Annotated in this window: 16 protein-coding genes; 9 read left to right on the forward strand and 7 right to left on the reverse strand. The window is 71.8% G+C overall.

Translation table 11 applies throughout. The annotated features are described in order from the left end of the window. Window positions 1-212: 212 nt before the first annotated feature. Entirely contained in the window at window positions 213-1841 is a 1629-nt protein-coding gene (pruA, locus tag C1701_RS14810) for an L-glutamate gamma-semialdehyde dehydrogenase (RefSeq protein ID WP_026419291.1), read from the forward strand. A 123-nt stretch (window positions 1842-1964) separates the two neighbouring features. Then, window positions 1965-2744, forward strand: a complete 780-nt coding sequence (locus tag C1701_RS14815) for a hypothetical protein (protein WP_155886186.1) — start codon at window positions 1965-1967, stop codon at window positions 2742-2744. A 145-nt stretch (window positions 2745-2889) separates the two neighbouring features. Here C1701_RS14815 and C1701_RS14820 read toward each other — a convergent pair whose 3' ends face one another. The 3 genes from C1701_RS14820 to aroA all read right to left on the reverse strand — a co-directional run bounded on the left by C1701_RS14820 (window position 2890) and on the right by aroA (window position 6261). Continuing rightward, on the reverse strand, window positions 2890-3768 hold the full coding sequence (locus C1701_RS14820; RefSeq protein ID WP_026419289.1) for a hypothetical protein: 879 nt from the start codon (window positions 3766-3768) through the stop codon (window positions 2890-2892). A 175-nt stretch (window positions 3769-3943) separates the two neighbouring features. Next, on the reverse strand, window positions 3944-4957 hold the full coding sequence (gene rsgA, locus C1701_RS14825) for a ribosome small subunit-dependent GTPase A (protein WP_026419288.1): 1014 nt from the start codon (window positions 4955-4957) through the stop codon (window positions 3944-3946). Then, window positions 4954-6261: a 3-phosphoshikimate 1-carboxyvinyltransferase gene (aroA, locus tag C1701_RS14830; protein WP_103057054.1), complete on the reverse strand. Its 1308-nt coding sequence runs from the start codon at window positions 6259-6261 to the stop codon at window positions 4954-4956. The genes rsgA and aroA overlap by 4 nt, the downstream gene beginning before the upstream one ends. A gap of 320 nt (window positions 6262-6581) precedes the next feature. Here aroA and C1701_RS14835 point away from each other — a divergent pair, with 320 nt between their 5' ends. From C1701_RS14835 to C1701_RS14845, 3 genes are all read left to right on the forward strand, one after another. Further along, entirely contained in the window at window positions 6582-7358 is a 777-nt protein-coding gene (locus C1701_RS14835) for an SOS response-associated peptidase (RefSeq protein WP_026419287.1), read from the forward strand. A gap of 79 nt (window positions 7359-7437) precedes the next feature. Next, window positions 7438-8208 carry an SOS response-associated peptidase gene (locus C1701_RS14840; RefSeq protein WP_030105015.1) on the forward strand — a complete coding sequence of 257 codons (771 nt, stop codon included), beginning with the start codon at window positions 7438-7440 and terminating at the stop codon, window positions 8206-8208. 14 nt (window positions 8209-8222) lie between these two features. Then, window positions 8223-8843, forward strand: a complete 621-nt coding sequence (locus C1701_RS14845; protein ID WP_026419285.1) for an alpha/beta hydrolase family protein — start codon at window positions 8223-8225, stop codon at window positions 8841-8843. A 36-nt stretch (window positions 8844-8879) separates the two neighbouring features. Here the strand turns inward: C1701_RS14845 and ybaK are convergent, their stop codons facing one another. After that, window positions 8880-9356 carry a Cys-tRNA(Pro) deacylase gene (ybaK, locus tag C1701_RS14850; protein WP_026419284.1) on the reverse strand — a complete coding sequence of 159 codons (477 nt, stop codon included), beginning with the start codon at window positions 9354-9356 and terminating at the stop codon, window positions 8880-8882. A gap of 220 nt (window positions 9357-9576) precedes the next feature. Between ybaK and C1701_RS14855 the strand changes: the two genes are divergently transcribed. Together C1701_RS14855 and rsrA are read left to right on the forward strand one after the other, a co-directional pair. After that, window positions 9577-10239 (forward strand): sigma-70 family RNA polymerase sigma factor, encoded by a 663-nt coding sequence (locus tag C1701_RS14855; protein WP_026419283.1) that lies wholly within the window; start codon window positions 9577-9579, stop codon window positions 10237-10239. Continuing rightward, window positions 10236-10577, forward strand: coding sequence for a mycothiol system anti-sigma-R factor (gene rsrA, locus C1701_RS14860; RefSeq protein ID WP_026419282.1), 342 nt, complete (start codon window positions 10236-10238; stop codon window positions 10575-10577). Before C1701_RS14855 ends, rsrA begins: the two co-directional genes overlap by 4 nt. A gap of 69 nt (window positions 10578-10646) precedes the next feature. Here rsrA and C1701_RS28140 read toward each other — a convergent pair whose 3' ends face one another. After that, on the reverse strand, window positions 10647-10721 hold the full coding sequence (locus tag C1701_RS28140; RefSeq protein ID WP_372493020.1) for a 50S ribosomal protein bL37: 75 nt from the start codon (window positions 10719-10721) through the stop codon (window positions 10647-10649). Window positions 10722-11086: 365 nt separating this feature from the next. Between C1701_RS28140 and C1701_RS14865 the strand changes: the two genes are divergently transcribed. After that, window positions 11087-11302, forward strand: coding sequence for a biotin/lipoyl-binding carrier protein (locus tag C1701_RS14865; RefSeq protein ID WP_026419281.1), 216 nt, complete (start codon window positions 11087-11089; stop codon window positions 11300-11302). A 47-nt stretch (window positions 11303-11349) separates the two neighbouring features. Further along, window positions 11350-12846 carry a sensor histidine kinase gene (locus C1701_RS14870; RefSeq protein ID WP_026419280.1) on the forward strand — a complete coding sequence of 499 codons (1497 nt, stop codon included), beginning with the start codon at window positions 11350-11352 and terminating at the stop codon, window positions 12844-12846. A 242-nt stretch (window positions 12847-13088) separates the two neighbouring features. On the opposite strand, the gene C1701_RS14875 is transcribed toward C1701_RS14870, so the two are convergent. Both C1701_RS14875 and C1701_RS14880 read right to left on the reverse strand, forming a co-directional pair. Further along, window positions 13089-13343 (reverse strand): WhiB family transcriptional regulator, encoded by a 255-nt coding sequence (locus tag C1701_RS14875; RefSeq protein ID WP_016698240.1) that lies wholly within the window; start codon window positions 13341-13343, stop codon window positions 13089-13091. A 280-nt stretch (window positions 13344-13623) separates the two neighbouring features. Continuing rightward, window positions 13624-14544: a diacylglycerol/lipid kinase family protein gene (locus C1701_RS14880; protein ID WP_026419279.1), complete on the reverse strand. Its 921-nt coding sequence runs from the start codon at window positions 14542-14544 to the stop codon at window positions 13624-13626. Window positions 14545-14704 lie beyond the last annotated feature (160 nt).

Consider the following 14704-nt stretch of genomic DNA (forward strand, 5'->3'; position numbering starts at 1 on the left):
CATGCCGCGCCGGGTTCACCACGTCGTTCACGAAGCCGTCGGTCGCTCCGCTGACGTCCTCCGCACCCCGACGTGCCGTCGCCGGACCGACGGTCACGAGGCGGTCTCCGTGCCACCATGGAGGCAGGGATCGAGCAGAACCGGCCGGCGGCCGGGACAGCGCCCGCGCCCCAGCAGCCGGTGCGCCACCAGGCGAGGAGGCGAGTCACCCGATGGACGCCGTGACGTCACCACCAACCCCCTACAACGAGCCGGTCCGCAGCTACGCTCCCGGCACCGAGGAGCGGGAGAGCCTGCGGCGGAGACTGGCTGAGCTGGGCGGCACCCGCCACGAGCTCACGCAGACCATCGGCGGGGTCCAGCGCCTGGCTGGGGGGAAGTCCTTCGACGTGGTGCGGCCGCACGACCACTCCCAGGTCCTGGGGGTGAGCGCCGAGGCGACCCGGGAGGACGTGGCGGAGGCGGTCCGCGCGGCCAAGGACGCGTCGGGCGCCTGGGCGGAGACCTCCTACGACGAGCGTGCCGCGGTGTTCCTGCGTGCGGCGGACCTGCTGGCCGGCCCCTGGCGGGACACCATCAACGGCGCGACGATGCTCGGGCAGTCCAAGTCGGTCCAGCAGGCCGAGATCGACGCGGCCTGCGAGTTGATCGACTTCCTCCGGTTCAACGCGCACTACGGCCGACGCATCCTGGCCGAACAACCGAGGTCGACACCCGGGGTGTGGAACCGGCTCGAGTACCGTCCCCTGGACGGGTTCGTGACGGCGATCACGCCGTTCAACTTCACCGCGATCGCGGGCAACCTGCCGACGGCGCCCGCCCTGATGGGCAACACGGTGGTCTGGAAGCCCACGCCCACCCAGCAGCTCGCCGCGCACTTCACGATGCGGGTGTTGGAGGCGGCCGGCCTGCCCCCGGGCGTGATCAACCTGGTGACGGGGCGCGGGGAGGCGGTCAGCGAGGTCGCGCTCACCGACCCGGGTCTCGGGGGCCTGCACTTCACCGGATCGACCGGTACGTTCCGCATGCTCTGGCGGACGATCGGCGAGCACCTGGACACCTACCGCGCGTACCCGCGCATCGTCGGCGAGACCGGCGGCAAGGACTTCGTGGTCGCGCACTCCTCCGCTGACCCAGCCGCCCTGGTGACGGCCCTCGTCCGGGGTGCGTTCGAGTACCAGGGGCAGAAGTGTTCCGCGGTGTCCCGCGCCTACCTGCCCCGGTCGTTGTGGGAGTCGGGTCTCCGGGAGGAGCTGGCGGACGTGACGAGGACGATCCGCTACGGCGACATCAGCGACTTCTCGAACTTCGGTGGGGCGGTGATCGACGCCCGCGCGTTCGCCAAGCACCGGGCGCTGTTCGACCGGGTGGCCGACGATCCCTCGGTCGACGTCCTCGTGGGAGGTGGGACCGACGACTCGGTCGGCTACTTCGTCGAGCCCACGGTCCTGGTCGGGACCGACCCGGGGCACGAGGTGTTCGCCACCGAGTACTTCGGCCCGATCCTCGCGGTCCACGTCTACGAGGACGGTGACTACTCGCGCGTGCTGGACCTCGTCGACGAGGCCAGCCCCTACGCCCTCACGGGCGCCGTCTTCGCCACCGACCGCTCGGCGGTGGAGCAGGCGCACCGGCGACTGCGGTTCACCGCCGGCAACTTCTACGTCAACGACAAGCCCACCGGTTCGGTGGTCAGCCAGCAGCCCTTCGGCGGGTCCCGGTCCTCGGGGACGAACGACAAGGCGGGTTCCGTCTTCAACCTGGTCAGGTGGACCAGCCCGCGCTCGGTCAAGGAGACCTTCGTGCCTCCCACCGACCACCGGTACCCGCACATGGGCTGAGCCCGTCCGCCCCACCGTCGAGTGACGGGAGGGGGCGTCCCCCCGGGTGGAGACCTAGCCTGGGACGGCCAGCGGGATCGTTGGTGGCCGGCCCCAGCGCTGGTGAGGACCCTGGAGGACGCCGTGAGCCGGATCGCCCGGGTGGTCGGACCAGCCCTGCTCGTCCTGGCGGTCGCCGCGTGCGCCGGCCGGTCCGAACCGGGTCGACACCACTCGCTGTCGGAGCTCGTCGAAGCGACGGTGGCCGCCGTCGAGGAGGCCGGCAGCGCGCGGGTGGGCGTCACGGTCGGCCGCAGCGCGGATGTGCCGCCGCTGAGCGGCGACTGCCTGGTGGTCTACGCGGATCGGGAACCCGGGGTCGACTGCTTCGTCCTGGGGGGTACCGAGACAGGAAGCAGCCAGGACCGGTTCCTCGCCGTCGGGGACGGGGTGTTCGTCGAGACGGCGGAGATCGCCAGGGATCCGCACCGCCCACCCTGGCTGGCGCTCGGCCCTGGCGGGCAGTACGAGGGCCTGGCGACCACCGCCGAGCTGGTGCGGCGCGCGGTCTCGCCCGTCGGTGTGCTGCCACCCGGTGGTGACCTCGTGGCGGTGGTGGCGGAGGACGGCGACGACCCCGTGCTGCGGTACACGGTGGAGGTCGACCCGGCCTCGGCGGTGGCGGCCGCGCGCGACGAGGCGGACCGCGCCCACTACCGGGCGCTGACCGATCACGGGGTGCCCCGCGTCGTCGTCGACCTCTGGGTGGACGTCGAGGGCCTGCCGACCAGAGCCGAGGTCCGCGCCGTCACGGCTGACGGCGCCGAGCACGTGACCGAGGCGGTCTTCTCCCGGTGGGGGGAGGAGCGGGTGGCCCTCGAGCCACCGCCGGCGAGCGAGGTGGCGGAGGCTCGACGAGGGTGAGGGCCGCCCGAGGCCCGAGGCGGGATCGGGAGCGGGTGGGAACGGTCGAACGCCCGGCCGGATGATCCGGCCGGGCGTTCGGCATGTGGTCGCGGCGGCGGAACCGCCGTCCCGGGGCGCGAGACGCGGTCTCCCGGTTCCGGCGTCAGCCGGTCGGGGCGCCGGAGGGCACCTCCAGGTCGTTCGCGCTCACCGTCTCCTCCTCGGCCGGGACGGTGATGTCCACCGGCTCGCCCCAACCCGAGTAGGTGACGATCGTGGTGGTCGCCTGGTCCTCGGCGCCGGGGATCTCCTGGTCGAGGACGACCTGGACCGGCAGGTCGGCGTCGTTCAGCCAGATCTGCTGCTCGATGGTGTCGACACCCTGCTGCGCGAGCATCTGCATGGCCTGCGCCTGCATCTCGTCCTGCACGAGCTCGCCGGCCCTGGCCACGTCGAGGCTGACGGTGTAGCGGGTGGCCTGCTGGCCGTTGACCTCCTCCTCCGCGCTGTCCACGATGGAAAGGGCGTCCTCGGCCTCCTGCAACATCGCCATCGGGTTGCCCGAGGCCGCCGCCTGCTGGCCGAGCATCTGGAACATCGCCCCGGCGCCCGCGGCCTCCTCGTTCGGGTCGATCTTCAACCAGCTCTTGCCGGGCTCGAACTCCTGCCCCAGGTTGAGGTACATGATCTGGCCCACCTGCACGGACCGCACGGGGCTGGGGGAGTCGGGGACGTCCATGCTCGTGGAGCTGTCGACGGCTCCGCCGTCCTGGTACTCCATGACCCCCTCGCCGCTGATGCTCGCGCCGGCGGCCTCGCCCTCGTAGGAGAGGGTGACGGTTCCCTCGGCCATCATGGCCTCGTTCATCCGGGTCATGAGTTCCCCGGCGTCGCCGTGCTCACCGGAGCCCTCGGCGTCGCCGCCCTCCGCCTCCTGGGACGAGCCGGGAGTGGTGTCCTCCGCGGTGTCCTCCGCGTTCCCGCAACCTGCGGCCACCCCGGCCAGGGCGACGGCGAAGGCGGCGATCGTCGTCTTGCGCACTGAGAATCTCTTCCTCTCACTCCACCCGAGTGCTCTTCGTCGCCCGAGTCTTCCGAGATGGACGTACCGCGAGGGCAACGGGTTCCCACCGTCACACGATTACGTTGGTGGTTTTCCCACTTGGGTGAAGATCCAAACATGTTTCATCACGCGGAGTACGTGCGTCGGCCGCAACTCACCCTTCCGTGTCCTGGCCAGCGCGGGAGAGCAGCAATCGGCGGAGTGAGTCGAGCCTGCCCTGGGAGCCGTCCCCCTCCTCGACGTGCCGGTCGAGGTGGCAGCCGGGGTCCTCGGGGGCGCCGAGGTGGCCGCAGTGCGGGGGGCACTCCTCCGCCGCCTCGGCCAGGCCGGGGAACGCCGAGACGACGTCGTCCGCGCTGATGTGGGCGAGACCGAAGGACCTGATCCCGGGGGTGTCGACGACCCAGCCGCCGCCTTCGAGCGGCAGCGCCACCGCCGAGGTCGAGGTGTGCCGCCCCTTCCCCACCGAGCTGACCTCGCCCGTCGCCCGGCGGGCGCTGGGCACCAGGTGGTTCACCAGTGTCGACTTCCCCACCCCGGAGTGCCCCACCAGGGCGGAGACCCGGCCGGCCAGCCTCGACCGCAGCTCCGCCGGCTCGGTGTCGTGGCGGGTGACCACGACGGGCAGGTCGAGGCCCTCGTAGCCGGACAGGATGGAGTCCGGGGAGGCAAGGTCCGACTTGGTCAGGCACAGCACCGGTTCGAGCCCGCCCGCGTAGGCGGCGACGAGGCAACGGTCGATGAACCCGAGCCGGGGCGGTGGGTCGGCGAGGGCGGTGACGATGACGAGCTGGTGCGCGTTGGCCACCACGACCCGTTCGTAGGGATCGGTGTCGTCCGCGGTCCGCCGCAGCACGCTTTCCCGGTCGGAGACCCGGACGATCCTGGCCAGCGTGTCGGCGGCTCCGCTGGTGTCGCCGACCAGGCTGACGCGGTCCCCCACCACCACCGGCGTGCGTCCCAGTTCCCTGGCGCGCATCGCCGTGACGAGCTGGTCCGGATCAGCGTCCAGCGCGCAGGTCCACCGGCCCCGGTCCACACCGACGACCAGCGCCGCCACCGCGTCGGCGTGGTCGGGCCGCCGCTTGCTGCGCGGCCGCGACCCGCGCCGGTTCGGACGTACCCGGACGTCGGACTCGTCGAGCTCCCGCCAGCTGCGGCGGCTCACCCGACCACACCCTCCGTCCGCTCGGCGTCGGAGACGCCGGCTCCCCCGCCGAGCATGGCCGCCCACATGCCGGGGAAGTCGGGGATCGTCTTGCTCGTCGTGCCGATGTCCTCCACGGAGACCCCGGGCACCCGGAGGCCGATCACGGCGCCCGCGGTGGCCATGCGGTGGTCGGCGTAGGAGCGCCACCGCCCGCCGTGCAGGGGCGCCGGTTCGATCACCAACCCGTCCTCGGTCTCCCTGGCGCGCCCCCCGAGCCCGTTGATCTCGCTCACCAGCGCGGCGAGCCGGTCGGTCTCGTGGCCTCGGAGGTGCGCGACTCCCCGGATCCGGGAAGGGGTGTCCGCCAGGGCCGCCACGGCCGCGACGGTCGGGGTCAGTTCCCCGACCTCGTGCAGGTCGGCGTCGATGCCGACGAGGCGGTCCGGTCCGGTCACCGTGACTCCCCGGTCGTCCAGGACGACCTCGGCGCCCATCTCGGCCAACAGCCCCCGGAACACGTCACCCGGCTGGTGGGTCGCGGACGGCCAGTGGGCGACGGTCACGCGGCCACCGGTGACCGCGCCGGCGGCGAGGAACGGGGTGGCGTTGGAGAGGTCGGGTTCGATCTCCCACGTCCGCGCCCCGATCGGACCGGGCTCCACCCGCCACACGTCCGGCGTCCCGTCGTCCACGGTCACGCCAGCCTCGCGCAGCGCGGCCACGGTCATCACGACGTGGGGCATCGACGGCACCGGGGGGCCCGCGTGGCGGATCGTGACCCCGCGGTCGTAGCGGGCACCGGCGAGGAGCAGTCCCGAGACGAACTGGGAGGAGGCGGAGGCGTCGATGGTGACCTCACCGCCCGGCAGGTGACCGGTGGCGTTCAGGGTGAAGGGCAACCGGTCGCCCGCCACCTCGGCGCCGAGGTCGCGCAGCGCCGTCAGCACGGTCGTCATCGGGCGGACCCGGGCCCCCGGGTCGCCGTCGAAGTGGACGGGACCGTCGGCGAGGACCGCGGCAGCGGGGACGAAGCGCATCACCGTCCCCGCGAGGCCGCAGTCGATGCGCGCGCCTCCGTGCAGCGGACCCCCGGTGACCTCCCAGTCCCCGTCGTCGAGGTCGCGCACACCGATGCCCAGCGACCGCAACGCGTCCGCCATCAGGGTGGTGTCCCGGCTCCGCAGCGGGTTCCGCAGCACCGAGACCCCCTCCGCGAGGGCGGCCAGCAGCAGTGCGCGGTTGGTCAACGACTTCGAGCCGGGAACCGAGACGGTCGCACCGACGGGTCCTGCCGCGCTCGGCGCGGGCCACAGTTCTGCCATGACCCGATAATCCCGCACCACCCCTTCCCCGACCTCGACCGGCACCGGTGAGGCCTCGCCGGGCGGAGTTCCGCCGGACCGGTGCCCGGGCAGGGGAGGGGACGTCACCGGAAGGGGGTGAGCTGACCTGGAGGTGGAGGCACCCGCCTTCACTCGTTCAGGGAAGCCTCCGTCACGCAGTGCCATGAAGTTGCGACACGAACCGCCATTGACCCTGGTCATTGGCCCTGCGAGCACGAGAGCCCTGCGTACCGTTGGACGCGGAGGGGGTGCTTCGACGTCGTTCCGACCCGTGGTGGGAACGACGAAAGGGGAACAGCGTGTGCGGAAGGTATGCCTCGACGCGGAAGCCGGCCCAGTTGGCGCGGGAGTTCGACGCGGTGGACGTCACCGGGGGCGACGCGCCCGGTCCCGACTACAACATCCAACCGACCCACCCGGTGTTAGTCATCACCGGAGATCACCCGAACGAGTGGAATCGGTCGGTGGGGGGCCACCGGGCGGGACGCATCGTCCGGGTGATGACGTGGGGGCTGGTGCCACGCTGGGCGAAGGACCCGGCCATCGGTTCCAGGATGTTCGCCGCGCGTGTCGAGACGGTGGCGGACAAGCCGGCGTTCCGCGACGCCGCCGCCGCCCGCCGCTGCCTGCTCCCGGCCGACGGCTGGTACGAGTGGGTGCGGGGGCCGGGCCGGAAGTACCCCTTCTACTCCACGCGTTATGACGGGTCGGCGCTGGCGATCGCGGGCATCTGGTCCTCGTGGAGCGATCCGGAGCCGGGATCCACCCGCCGACTGGACACCTGCGCGGTGCTGACCACACCCGCGGTCGGACCCCTCGCCGCCATCGGCGAGCGGATGCCCCTGCTGCTGCCACCCTCGGCCTGGGATCGGTGGCTGGACACGACCGCTGACGTGGACACCGTCTCCGACCTGATGGTCCCCCCGCCGGCGGCGGAGCTGACCGCCATCGAGGTGCGGCCGGTGTCCCGCGAGGTCAACCGAGCCCAACACCACGGCCCCCGGCTCACCAGGCGCTTCGACTGGACCAGCGTGACCCCCGACTTGGACACCTCGGCACTCCTTCGGCAAGGATGATCCCCGGACCCACCGGCGACACCGGGGCGGCGCGGCCCCTCCCGTCGCCGGGACAGCGACGCGGGGAGACGAATCGCCGATGTGCGGTAGGTACGCGATCAGCCTGGATCCGGCGCGACTGGCCGCCGAGTTCGACGCGGTGGACGGTGCGGAGGGAGCCGTGGGACCGGATCACAACGTGACGCCCACCCGCCTCATCCCGATCATCGTCGAGCGGTTCCCCGTCGGGGCGGACTCCGAGGACCGCAGGCCCGCGCCGGTGCGTTCGGTGCGGGCCGTGCGCTGGGGGCTCGTCCCCCCGTGGGCACCGGATCTGACCAGCGGACCGCCCATGATCAACGCCCGTGCGGAGACCATCACCGAGAAACCCGCCTACCGGCAGGCGGTGCGCCGCCGCCGGTGCCTCGTCCCCGCCACCGGGTGGTACGAGTGGCAGCCCAACGAGTCCGGGAAGCAGCCGTTCCTCAGCGTTCGGCGGGACGGGCGCCCACTGGCGATGGCGGCGGTCTTCTCCACCTGGTGGCCCAAGGACCAGCCCAAGGAGAACACCGCACCGGTGGTGAGCTGCGCGGTGGTGACCACCGAGGCCCAGGGCGAGTTCGCCCGGGTGCACCACCGGATGCCCCTGGTGCTCGGTCGGGAGCACTGGGAGGAATGGCTCGACCCCGGGGCGGAGGAAGTCCGTCACCTGCTCGACGACCCGGCCGTCGTTCCGCTGGACGAGTTGACGATGTACCCGGTGTCCAAGGAGGTCAACAGCATGCGCAACAACGGTCCGCACCTGGTGGATCCGGTCGAGCTGGAGGACCGCGAGCCACCGTCGCCGGCTCCTACCCTGTTCGAGGCCTGACCTCCGTGCCGGCCATGGAGGTGGAGACGCCGGTCGGCACCGCCCGGGTCGAGGTGCACGGCGCGGCCCAGGACCGGGGCGTCCTGCTGCTCGGCCACGGTGCGGGGGGCGGTACCGACAGCCCTGACCTGGTCACGGCCACGCGAGCGGCGGTGGACGCGGGGGTGCACGTGGCGGCGGTCGAACAGCCCTACCGGGTGGCCGGTCGTCGGGCGCCCGCTCCGGCCCGGCAGCTGGACGCCGCCTGGCTGGCCGTCGCCTCCGCGCTGGCGAGCGACCGCTTCCCGGAGCTGCCGCTGTTGTTCGGTGGGCGCTCGTCGGGGGCGCGCGTGGCCTGCCGCACGGCGGGTGCGGGGGGCGCGGAGGCGGTGTTGTGCCTGGCCTTCCCGGTGCATCCCCCCGGGAAGCCGGAGAAGCACCGGCTGGCGGAACTGGACGGGGTCGACGTCCCGGTGCTGGTGGTCCAGGGCGCGAGTGACCCCTTCGGCCGTCCCGAACCGGCTCCGCACCGGCAGGTGGTCCTGGTGGCGGGCAACCATTCGTTGCGGGGGGAGCAGGACCTGGTGTACCGGGCGGTCCACGAGTGGCTCGACCGGGTGCTCCGCCCCCTCGACCTCTCGGACTCGACCGCCTGAGCTCGCCCGCGCCCCCGGCACGGGGACGGGTGCCCGTCAGGCGCAGAGCGCGGCGACGGTGCCGTTGGTCAGCCTCACCAGGTCCGCCGGGGCGAGTTCGATCTCCAGGCCGCGGCGGCCACCGCTGCAGAAGATGGTCTCGAACCGTTCGGCGGAGGCGTCCAGCACCAGCGGAAGGCGCTTGCGCTGCCCGAGCGGCGAGATGCCACCGGCGACGTACCCGGTGGCCCGCTCGGCGTCGACCACCTCGGCCAGCCGTGCCCTCTTCACCCCCACGGCGGCCGCGAGCGCCTTGAGGTCCAGCTGCCTGGTCACCGGGATGACCCCCACCAGCAGGGTCCCCGCCGAGTCCGCCACCAACGTCTTGAACACCCGCTCGGGCGCGACCCCCAAGGCCTCGGCCGCTTCCAGGCCGTAGGACTCGTGCCTGGGGTCGTGGTCGTAGCCGTGGAGGGTGTGCGGCACGCCCCGCCTGCTCACCAGCGTGGTCGCCGGTGTCCCGTGTCCCGCCATGCCGGAAGGATAGGCGGGCCGGCCGAAGGGAGGACCGGGTGACCGCGGGCACCCCGGGAATGCGAGCGGCGTGGGACGCGTTGTGCGCGACGTGGTCACAGATGTCGTAACGCGCGAAAGCGGGCACGACGACGTAGGGTTGGCGGCGGTCGCCGGCCAGCGTGGTCGGCCCACGTCGAGGGTGACCGCCGGGCTGTCCGCGCGGCGGGGAAGGAGGCCGGTGACCGGAAGGTCCGAAGCCGGACGCCCCGCTGGTGAGGGCACGTCCTCGCAGGGTGGGGACCAGCCGGCGGAGAGCGCCGCCGAACGGGCGGCGCGGTTCGAACGGGACGCCATGCCGCTGCTCGACCAGCTCTACGGCGCGGCCCTGCGGATGACCAGGAACGCCGCCGACGCCGAGGACCTCGTCCAGGAGACCTTCCTCAAGGCCTACGCCGCCTTCGAGTCGTTCGCCTCCGGCACGAACCTGAAGGCGTGGTTGTACCGCATCCTGACCAACACCTACATCAACGGCTACCGCAAGAAGCAGCGGCAGCCCCAGCAACAGCCGACCGACGAGATCGCGGACTGGCAGCTGGCCCAGGCCGAGAGCCACACCTCGCAGGGGCTGCGCTCCGCCGAGGTGGAGGCGCTGGACCGGTTGCCGGACACCGCGGTCAAGGCGGCGTTGCAGGAGCTCGCCGAGGACTTCCGGATGGCCGTCTACCTCGCGGATGTCGAGGGCTTCTCCTACAAGGAGATCGCGGAGATCATGGGAACACCGATCGGAACAGTGATGTCCCGACTCCACCGAGGCCGGGCACAGCTGCGCGAGCTGCTCACGGACGTGGCGAGGGACCGTGGATTTCTCCGTTCGGGGCAGCGGGAGGTGACTGGCTCGTGAGTTGTGGCGACGCGACGACCCCGTGTCACGAGGTCCTGGGTGAGCTGTGGCTGTACCTCGACCACGAGTGCGACGAGAAGCGCCGGGAGGTGCTGCAACGGCACCTGGACGAGTGCGGGCGTTGCCTCGAGCACTTCGGGATCGAGGAACACCTGAAGGAGCTGTTGGCCCGCAAGTGCGGTAATGAGCAGGCCTCGGCCGACTTCAAGGAGCGGCTGCGCGCCTCCATCAGGGAGACGGTGCTCGCACAGGCGGAGGTGACGGTGGAGCCCGCGGCGGGCGGGGCCCGAACCGTGGAGGTCACCCTCACCAACCAGCGGGTGGACGAGGAGGCCTGACCGGCCCGGACGGCATGTCGAACGGCGACGGGGGCCCGGAGCACGCGCTCCGGGCCCCCGTCGTCGGCCTCAGGAGTTGGGCCGCTTGCCGTGGTTGGCCTTGTTCTTCTTCCGGTCACGCTTCTTGCGCGCACGCTTTCCCATGCGTTCCTCCTTCGTGGGGCCTCCACACGCCTCGCCGTGGTGGAGGAGCGACCGGTACCGCCAGGCGGAGCCGGGCGCAGGTCTACCCGTCAGTCTGACACCTGGCCCCGGATGGGCCGGCCGGGGGTTGGCCCGCGGTGATCCCCGGCCGGCCGAACCGCGGCCCGGGCGGTGTGGGGGCACGCGGGCCGCCGCGCCGACCTGGCGGAGCGGGAGCCGACCCCGCACCGGTGGGTGGGGGTGCGGGAGGGCCGAGGTGGGTAACCCGGTCCCAACGCCCGAGGCGGGCGGTCCGGGCCGAGCGTGGCGTGGCCAGGGGCGTGGTTGGATGGTCGGAGGGGACCTCCGAGCGAAGGCGGGACGGTATGGCCGAGGAGATTCGGGCCGAGATCGTGGGAAACGTGCTCCAGGTGCTGGCCACCGAGGGGCAGGCGGTCGACGACGGGGACACCCTCGTGCTCCTCGAGTCGATGAAGATGGAGATCCCGGTGCTCACGGAGATCGCGGGGACCCTCTCCCGGTTGGCGGTCGCCGAGGGAGACGTGGTCCAGGAGGGCGACCTGATCGCCGTCGTCGAGTGACGGGACGACCGTGACCGGAACCTTCTTCCTCGGACGGGGTGGTGGCCTTGTCCACGCTCAGTGACCTGCTCGCCGAACACACGACCCTGTCGGACGGAGTCGTGGACCACCTGCAGATGGTGGTGGCGGAGTGGCAGCTGCTGTCCGACCTCTCCTTCGCGGACTTCCTGCTGTGGACCCCGGTGGAGAACGCCGACGGCGAGGTCGACGACGGCCGGTTCCTGTGCGTGGCGCAGGCCCGGCCCACCACGGCGCCGACGGCGCACCCCGAGGACCTCGTGGGCGGCGTCGTCACCTCCGTCGAGCACCCCCAGCTCCGGCGAGCCGTCCTCGACGGGCGCATCTGCCGGGAGGAGGAGCCGAAATGGCACCTCGGGGTGCCCGTGCGCCGGGAGACGATCCCGGTCCGGTACGGCAACCGGGTGGTCGCCGTGTTGAGCCGGGACACGAACCTGGCGATGCCGAGGGTCCCGAGCCCGTTGGAGATCTCCTACCTGGGCAGTGCCTCGGACCTGTGCCAGATGGTGGCCGACGGGAGTTTCCCCACGAGCGAGCCGGCCCCCGACGTGCACACCAGTCCCCGGGTCGGCGACGGTCTGATCAGGCTCGACGCCACCGGATCGGCGGTGTTCGCGAGCCCGAACGCCCTGTCGGCCTACCACCGGATGGGACACGCGGCCGACCTCCTGGGCACCCAGCTCGCGCCGCTGACCCGGGCGTTGATCTCCGATCCCTTCGACGCGACGGAGGTCGCCCAGCGCATCAGGCTGGCCGTTGACGGCCAGCCGAGCATGCGGATGGAGGCGGAGGCCCGAGGTGCCACCGTGCTCTTCCGCGCGTTGCCGCTGCGGCCCCGAGGGCAGGCGGCGGGAGCGCTGGTGCTGGTGCGTGACGTGACCGACCTGAAGCGGCGGGATCGGGCCCTGATGTCGAAGGACGCCACGATCCGTGAGATCCACCACCGGGTGAAGAACAACCTCCAGACCGTCGCCGCCCTGCTGCGCCTCCAGTCGAGGAGGATGTCCACGCCGGAGGCGCGGCAGGCGCTCCAGGAGTCGATGCGCCGTGTGACGTCGATCGCGTTGGTGCACGAAACCCTGTCGATGTCGGTGGACGAGAGGGTTGATCTCGACGACGTGATCGACCGGGTCATCCCGATGATGAGCGACGTCGCGGCCGCGGAGAGCCGGGTGGCGGTCCGCCGGGACGGCCGGTTCGGCGTCGTCCCGGCCGAACTGGCGACCCCGTTGGTGATGGTGCTGACCGAGCTGGTGCAGAACGCGATCGAGCACGCGTTCAGCCGTGGGCAGCGCGGCGACGTCTCGTTGTCGGCGAGCCGGTCGGCGAAGTGGTTGGACGTGCTGGTCAACGACAACGGCAGGGGACTACCGGCCGGCTTCTCCCTCGAACGCGCCGACGGGCTCGGACTCCAGATCGTGCGCACGTTGGTGGACTCCGAGCTCCAGGGGTCGCTGAGCCTGCGACGAGGTGAGCCGGTGGGGACGCAGGCGGTCCTGCGTGTTCCGCTCAAGCGCCGCCGTTGATGGCCGGGGCTCCTCCGGATGGCGGAGATCATTCCGCTGTCCGGGGTGACATCCCGCTACTGGGGGAACGGGCGGCGCGCCGGGGTGGGACGTCGCTCCGATGTTCGGTCCGACGTTTGTCGGGCACTCGGAATCGTCTCGATTCCCGTCGCGCATGACGGGTTCGGAGGAAGGGAAATGCCCCGAACATGAAAACGCCGAGAGCTCGGGGGCTCTCGGCGTGATCAGAGGGTTCGCGCGGCTCAGGCGTTGCTCCGTGCGCGGGTCCGGGCATTGCGCCGCTTCAGCGCGCGTCGCTCGTCCTCGCTCATTCCGCCCCAGACGCCTGCGTCCTGCCCGCTCTCCAAAGCCCAGGTCAGGCACTCGGAGGACACCGGGCACCGTCGGCAGACGGCCTTCGCCTCGGCGATCTGCAGGAGGGCGGGACCGCTGTTGCCCACGGGGAAGAACAGCTCAGGGTCCTCGTCACGGCAGGCCGCGCGGTGGCGCCAGTCCATTGTTACGTGCTCCTCGCTAGGCGCGATGCAACGCGCCGGTCGTTGTTCGGGGGTAAGTGTGGCGGGTGCTTGTGAAGGCTTTCACGTGCCTTGCCTTGTGAATGCTTTCACGAACTGGCGCAATGTCAAGGGGTTAGATCCAATCAGGTGAGGCAGCTCACCTGTAAGATCAAATTTGATCACGCTGAGTAGCTACGGGTGCGGCCAAGTCGGGGAGCTCGCTGGCCGAACCACACCCTATGGCGGTATGACACTCGCGCCCGTTGTGATTGCCCGGGAATCAGACTACTACCTGTAGGGCGTTTCGTGTTGCGGAGAACTCGATTGTGGTGTGGTGACCGAGGAAGTCGCCGTCGACCTGGAGCCCCGTCGGCCTCGCGCAGCGCACCACGACCGAGGGCACGTCGTCCACCCGCAACACCGCGCGTCCCTTGGGTTCCCGCGACGAACTGACCACCTGCCCGAGGTGTCGGAGCACGGTCGGCAGCGCGGTGGAACGAAGACCGAAGACTCCCAGGCCGCCGTCGAAGGACGCCCCGGGGTTCACGTGCAGCGGCCGGCGACCGAGGTAGGTCCAGGGGTCGGTGTTCGACACGAACGCCAGGTGGAGACCGGTGACCGGTTCCCGACCGGGGAGCGTCGCGGTCAACAGGGGGCGGCGACCGACGAGCCGGAAGTAGTTCGCCACGGCGATGCGCACGTAACGGGCGGCACTCGCCTCGCGGCCCCGCGCGCGCAGGCGCTCGACGCCGGCGATCACGTCGGCGTCCCAGCCCACCCCCGCGTTGAACGTGAACCACCTGCCGTTGGCCCGGCCGAGGCCCACCCGTCGGGACCGCCCCTCCTCGATCGCGGTGAGCAGCTGGTGCGTCGCCTCCACCGGATCCCTGGGCATGCCCAGCGCACGGGCGAACACGTTGCCCATGCCACCGGGAACCACGCCCAGCGCGGGGACGTCGTCCCGAACACCCCGGCGCAACAGACCGTTGACCACCTCGTTCACCGTGCCGTCACCGCCGAGGGCCACGACTAGATCCACGCCGTCATCCATGGCCCTCGCGGCGGCGTCCGCGGCGTGCCCCCGGTAGTCCGTCTCGGCGACCTCCAGCCGGACGGTGCTCGCCAGTGCGTGCGCGAGCACGTCCCGAACCCCGGACGTCGTGGAGGTGGCCTGCGGGTTGACCACGAGGAGCGCGCGCACGCATCGCAGGGTAGGCCAGCCCGTCGCGTGATCGCGCGTCGCCTGGCCGGGCGATCCCCAGCGCGCCCCGTGATCGCCACGCGTCCCGCGCGTCACGGGCGGCCGCGCCACGTCGACCTCGAGCTGGTCGGGGTTATCATCGGCGTTCGGAACTCCCGCC

This window comes from Actinoalloteichus sp. AHMU CJ021, from assembly GCF_002895405.1.
In the GTDB taxonomy this organism is placed as follows: Bacteria; Actinomycetota; Actinomycetes; order Mycobacteriales; family Pseudonocardiaceae; genus Actinoalloteichus_B; species Actinoalloteichus_B caeruleus.

What these genes read in the sequence shown, in the direction of transcription:
- pruA (WP_026419291.1), top strand. Translation starts at nt 213, where the DNA reads ATGGACGCCGTGACGTCACCACCAACCCCCTACAACGAGCCGGTCCGC.
- aroA (WP_103057054.1), bottom strand. Translation starts at nt 6,261, where the DNA reads ATGGCAGAACTGTGGCCCGCGCCGAGCGCGGCAGGACCCGTCGGTGCG.
- C1701_RS14840 (WP_030105015.1), top strand. Translation starts at nt 7,438, where the DNA reads ATGTGCGGTAGGTACGCGATCAGCCTGGATCCGGCGCGACTGGCCGCC.
- C1701_RS14845 (WP_026419285.1), top strand. Translation starts at nt 8,223, where the DNA reads ATGGAGGTGGAGACGCCGGTCGGCACCGCCCGGGTCGAGGTGCACGGC.
- ybaK (WP_026419284.1), bottom strand. Translation starts at nt 9,356, where the DNA reads ATGGCGGGACACGGGACACCGGCGACCACGCTGGTGAGCAGGCGGGGC.
- C1701_RS14865 (WP_026419281.1), top strand. Translation starts at nt 11,087, where the DNA reads ATGGCCGAGGAGATTCGGGCCGAGATCGTGGGAAACGTGCTCCAGGTG.
- C1701_RS14875 (WP_016698240.1), bottom strand. Translation starts at nt 13,343, where the DNA reads ATGGACTGGCGCCACCGCGCGGCCTGCCGTGACGAGGACCCTGAGCTG.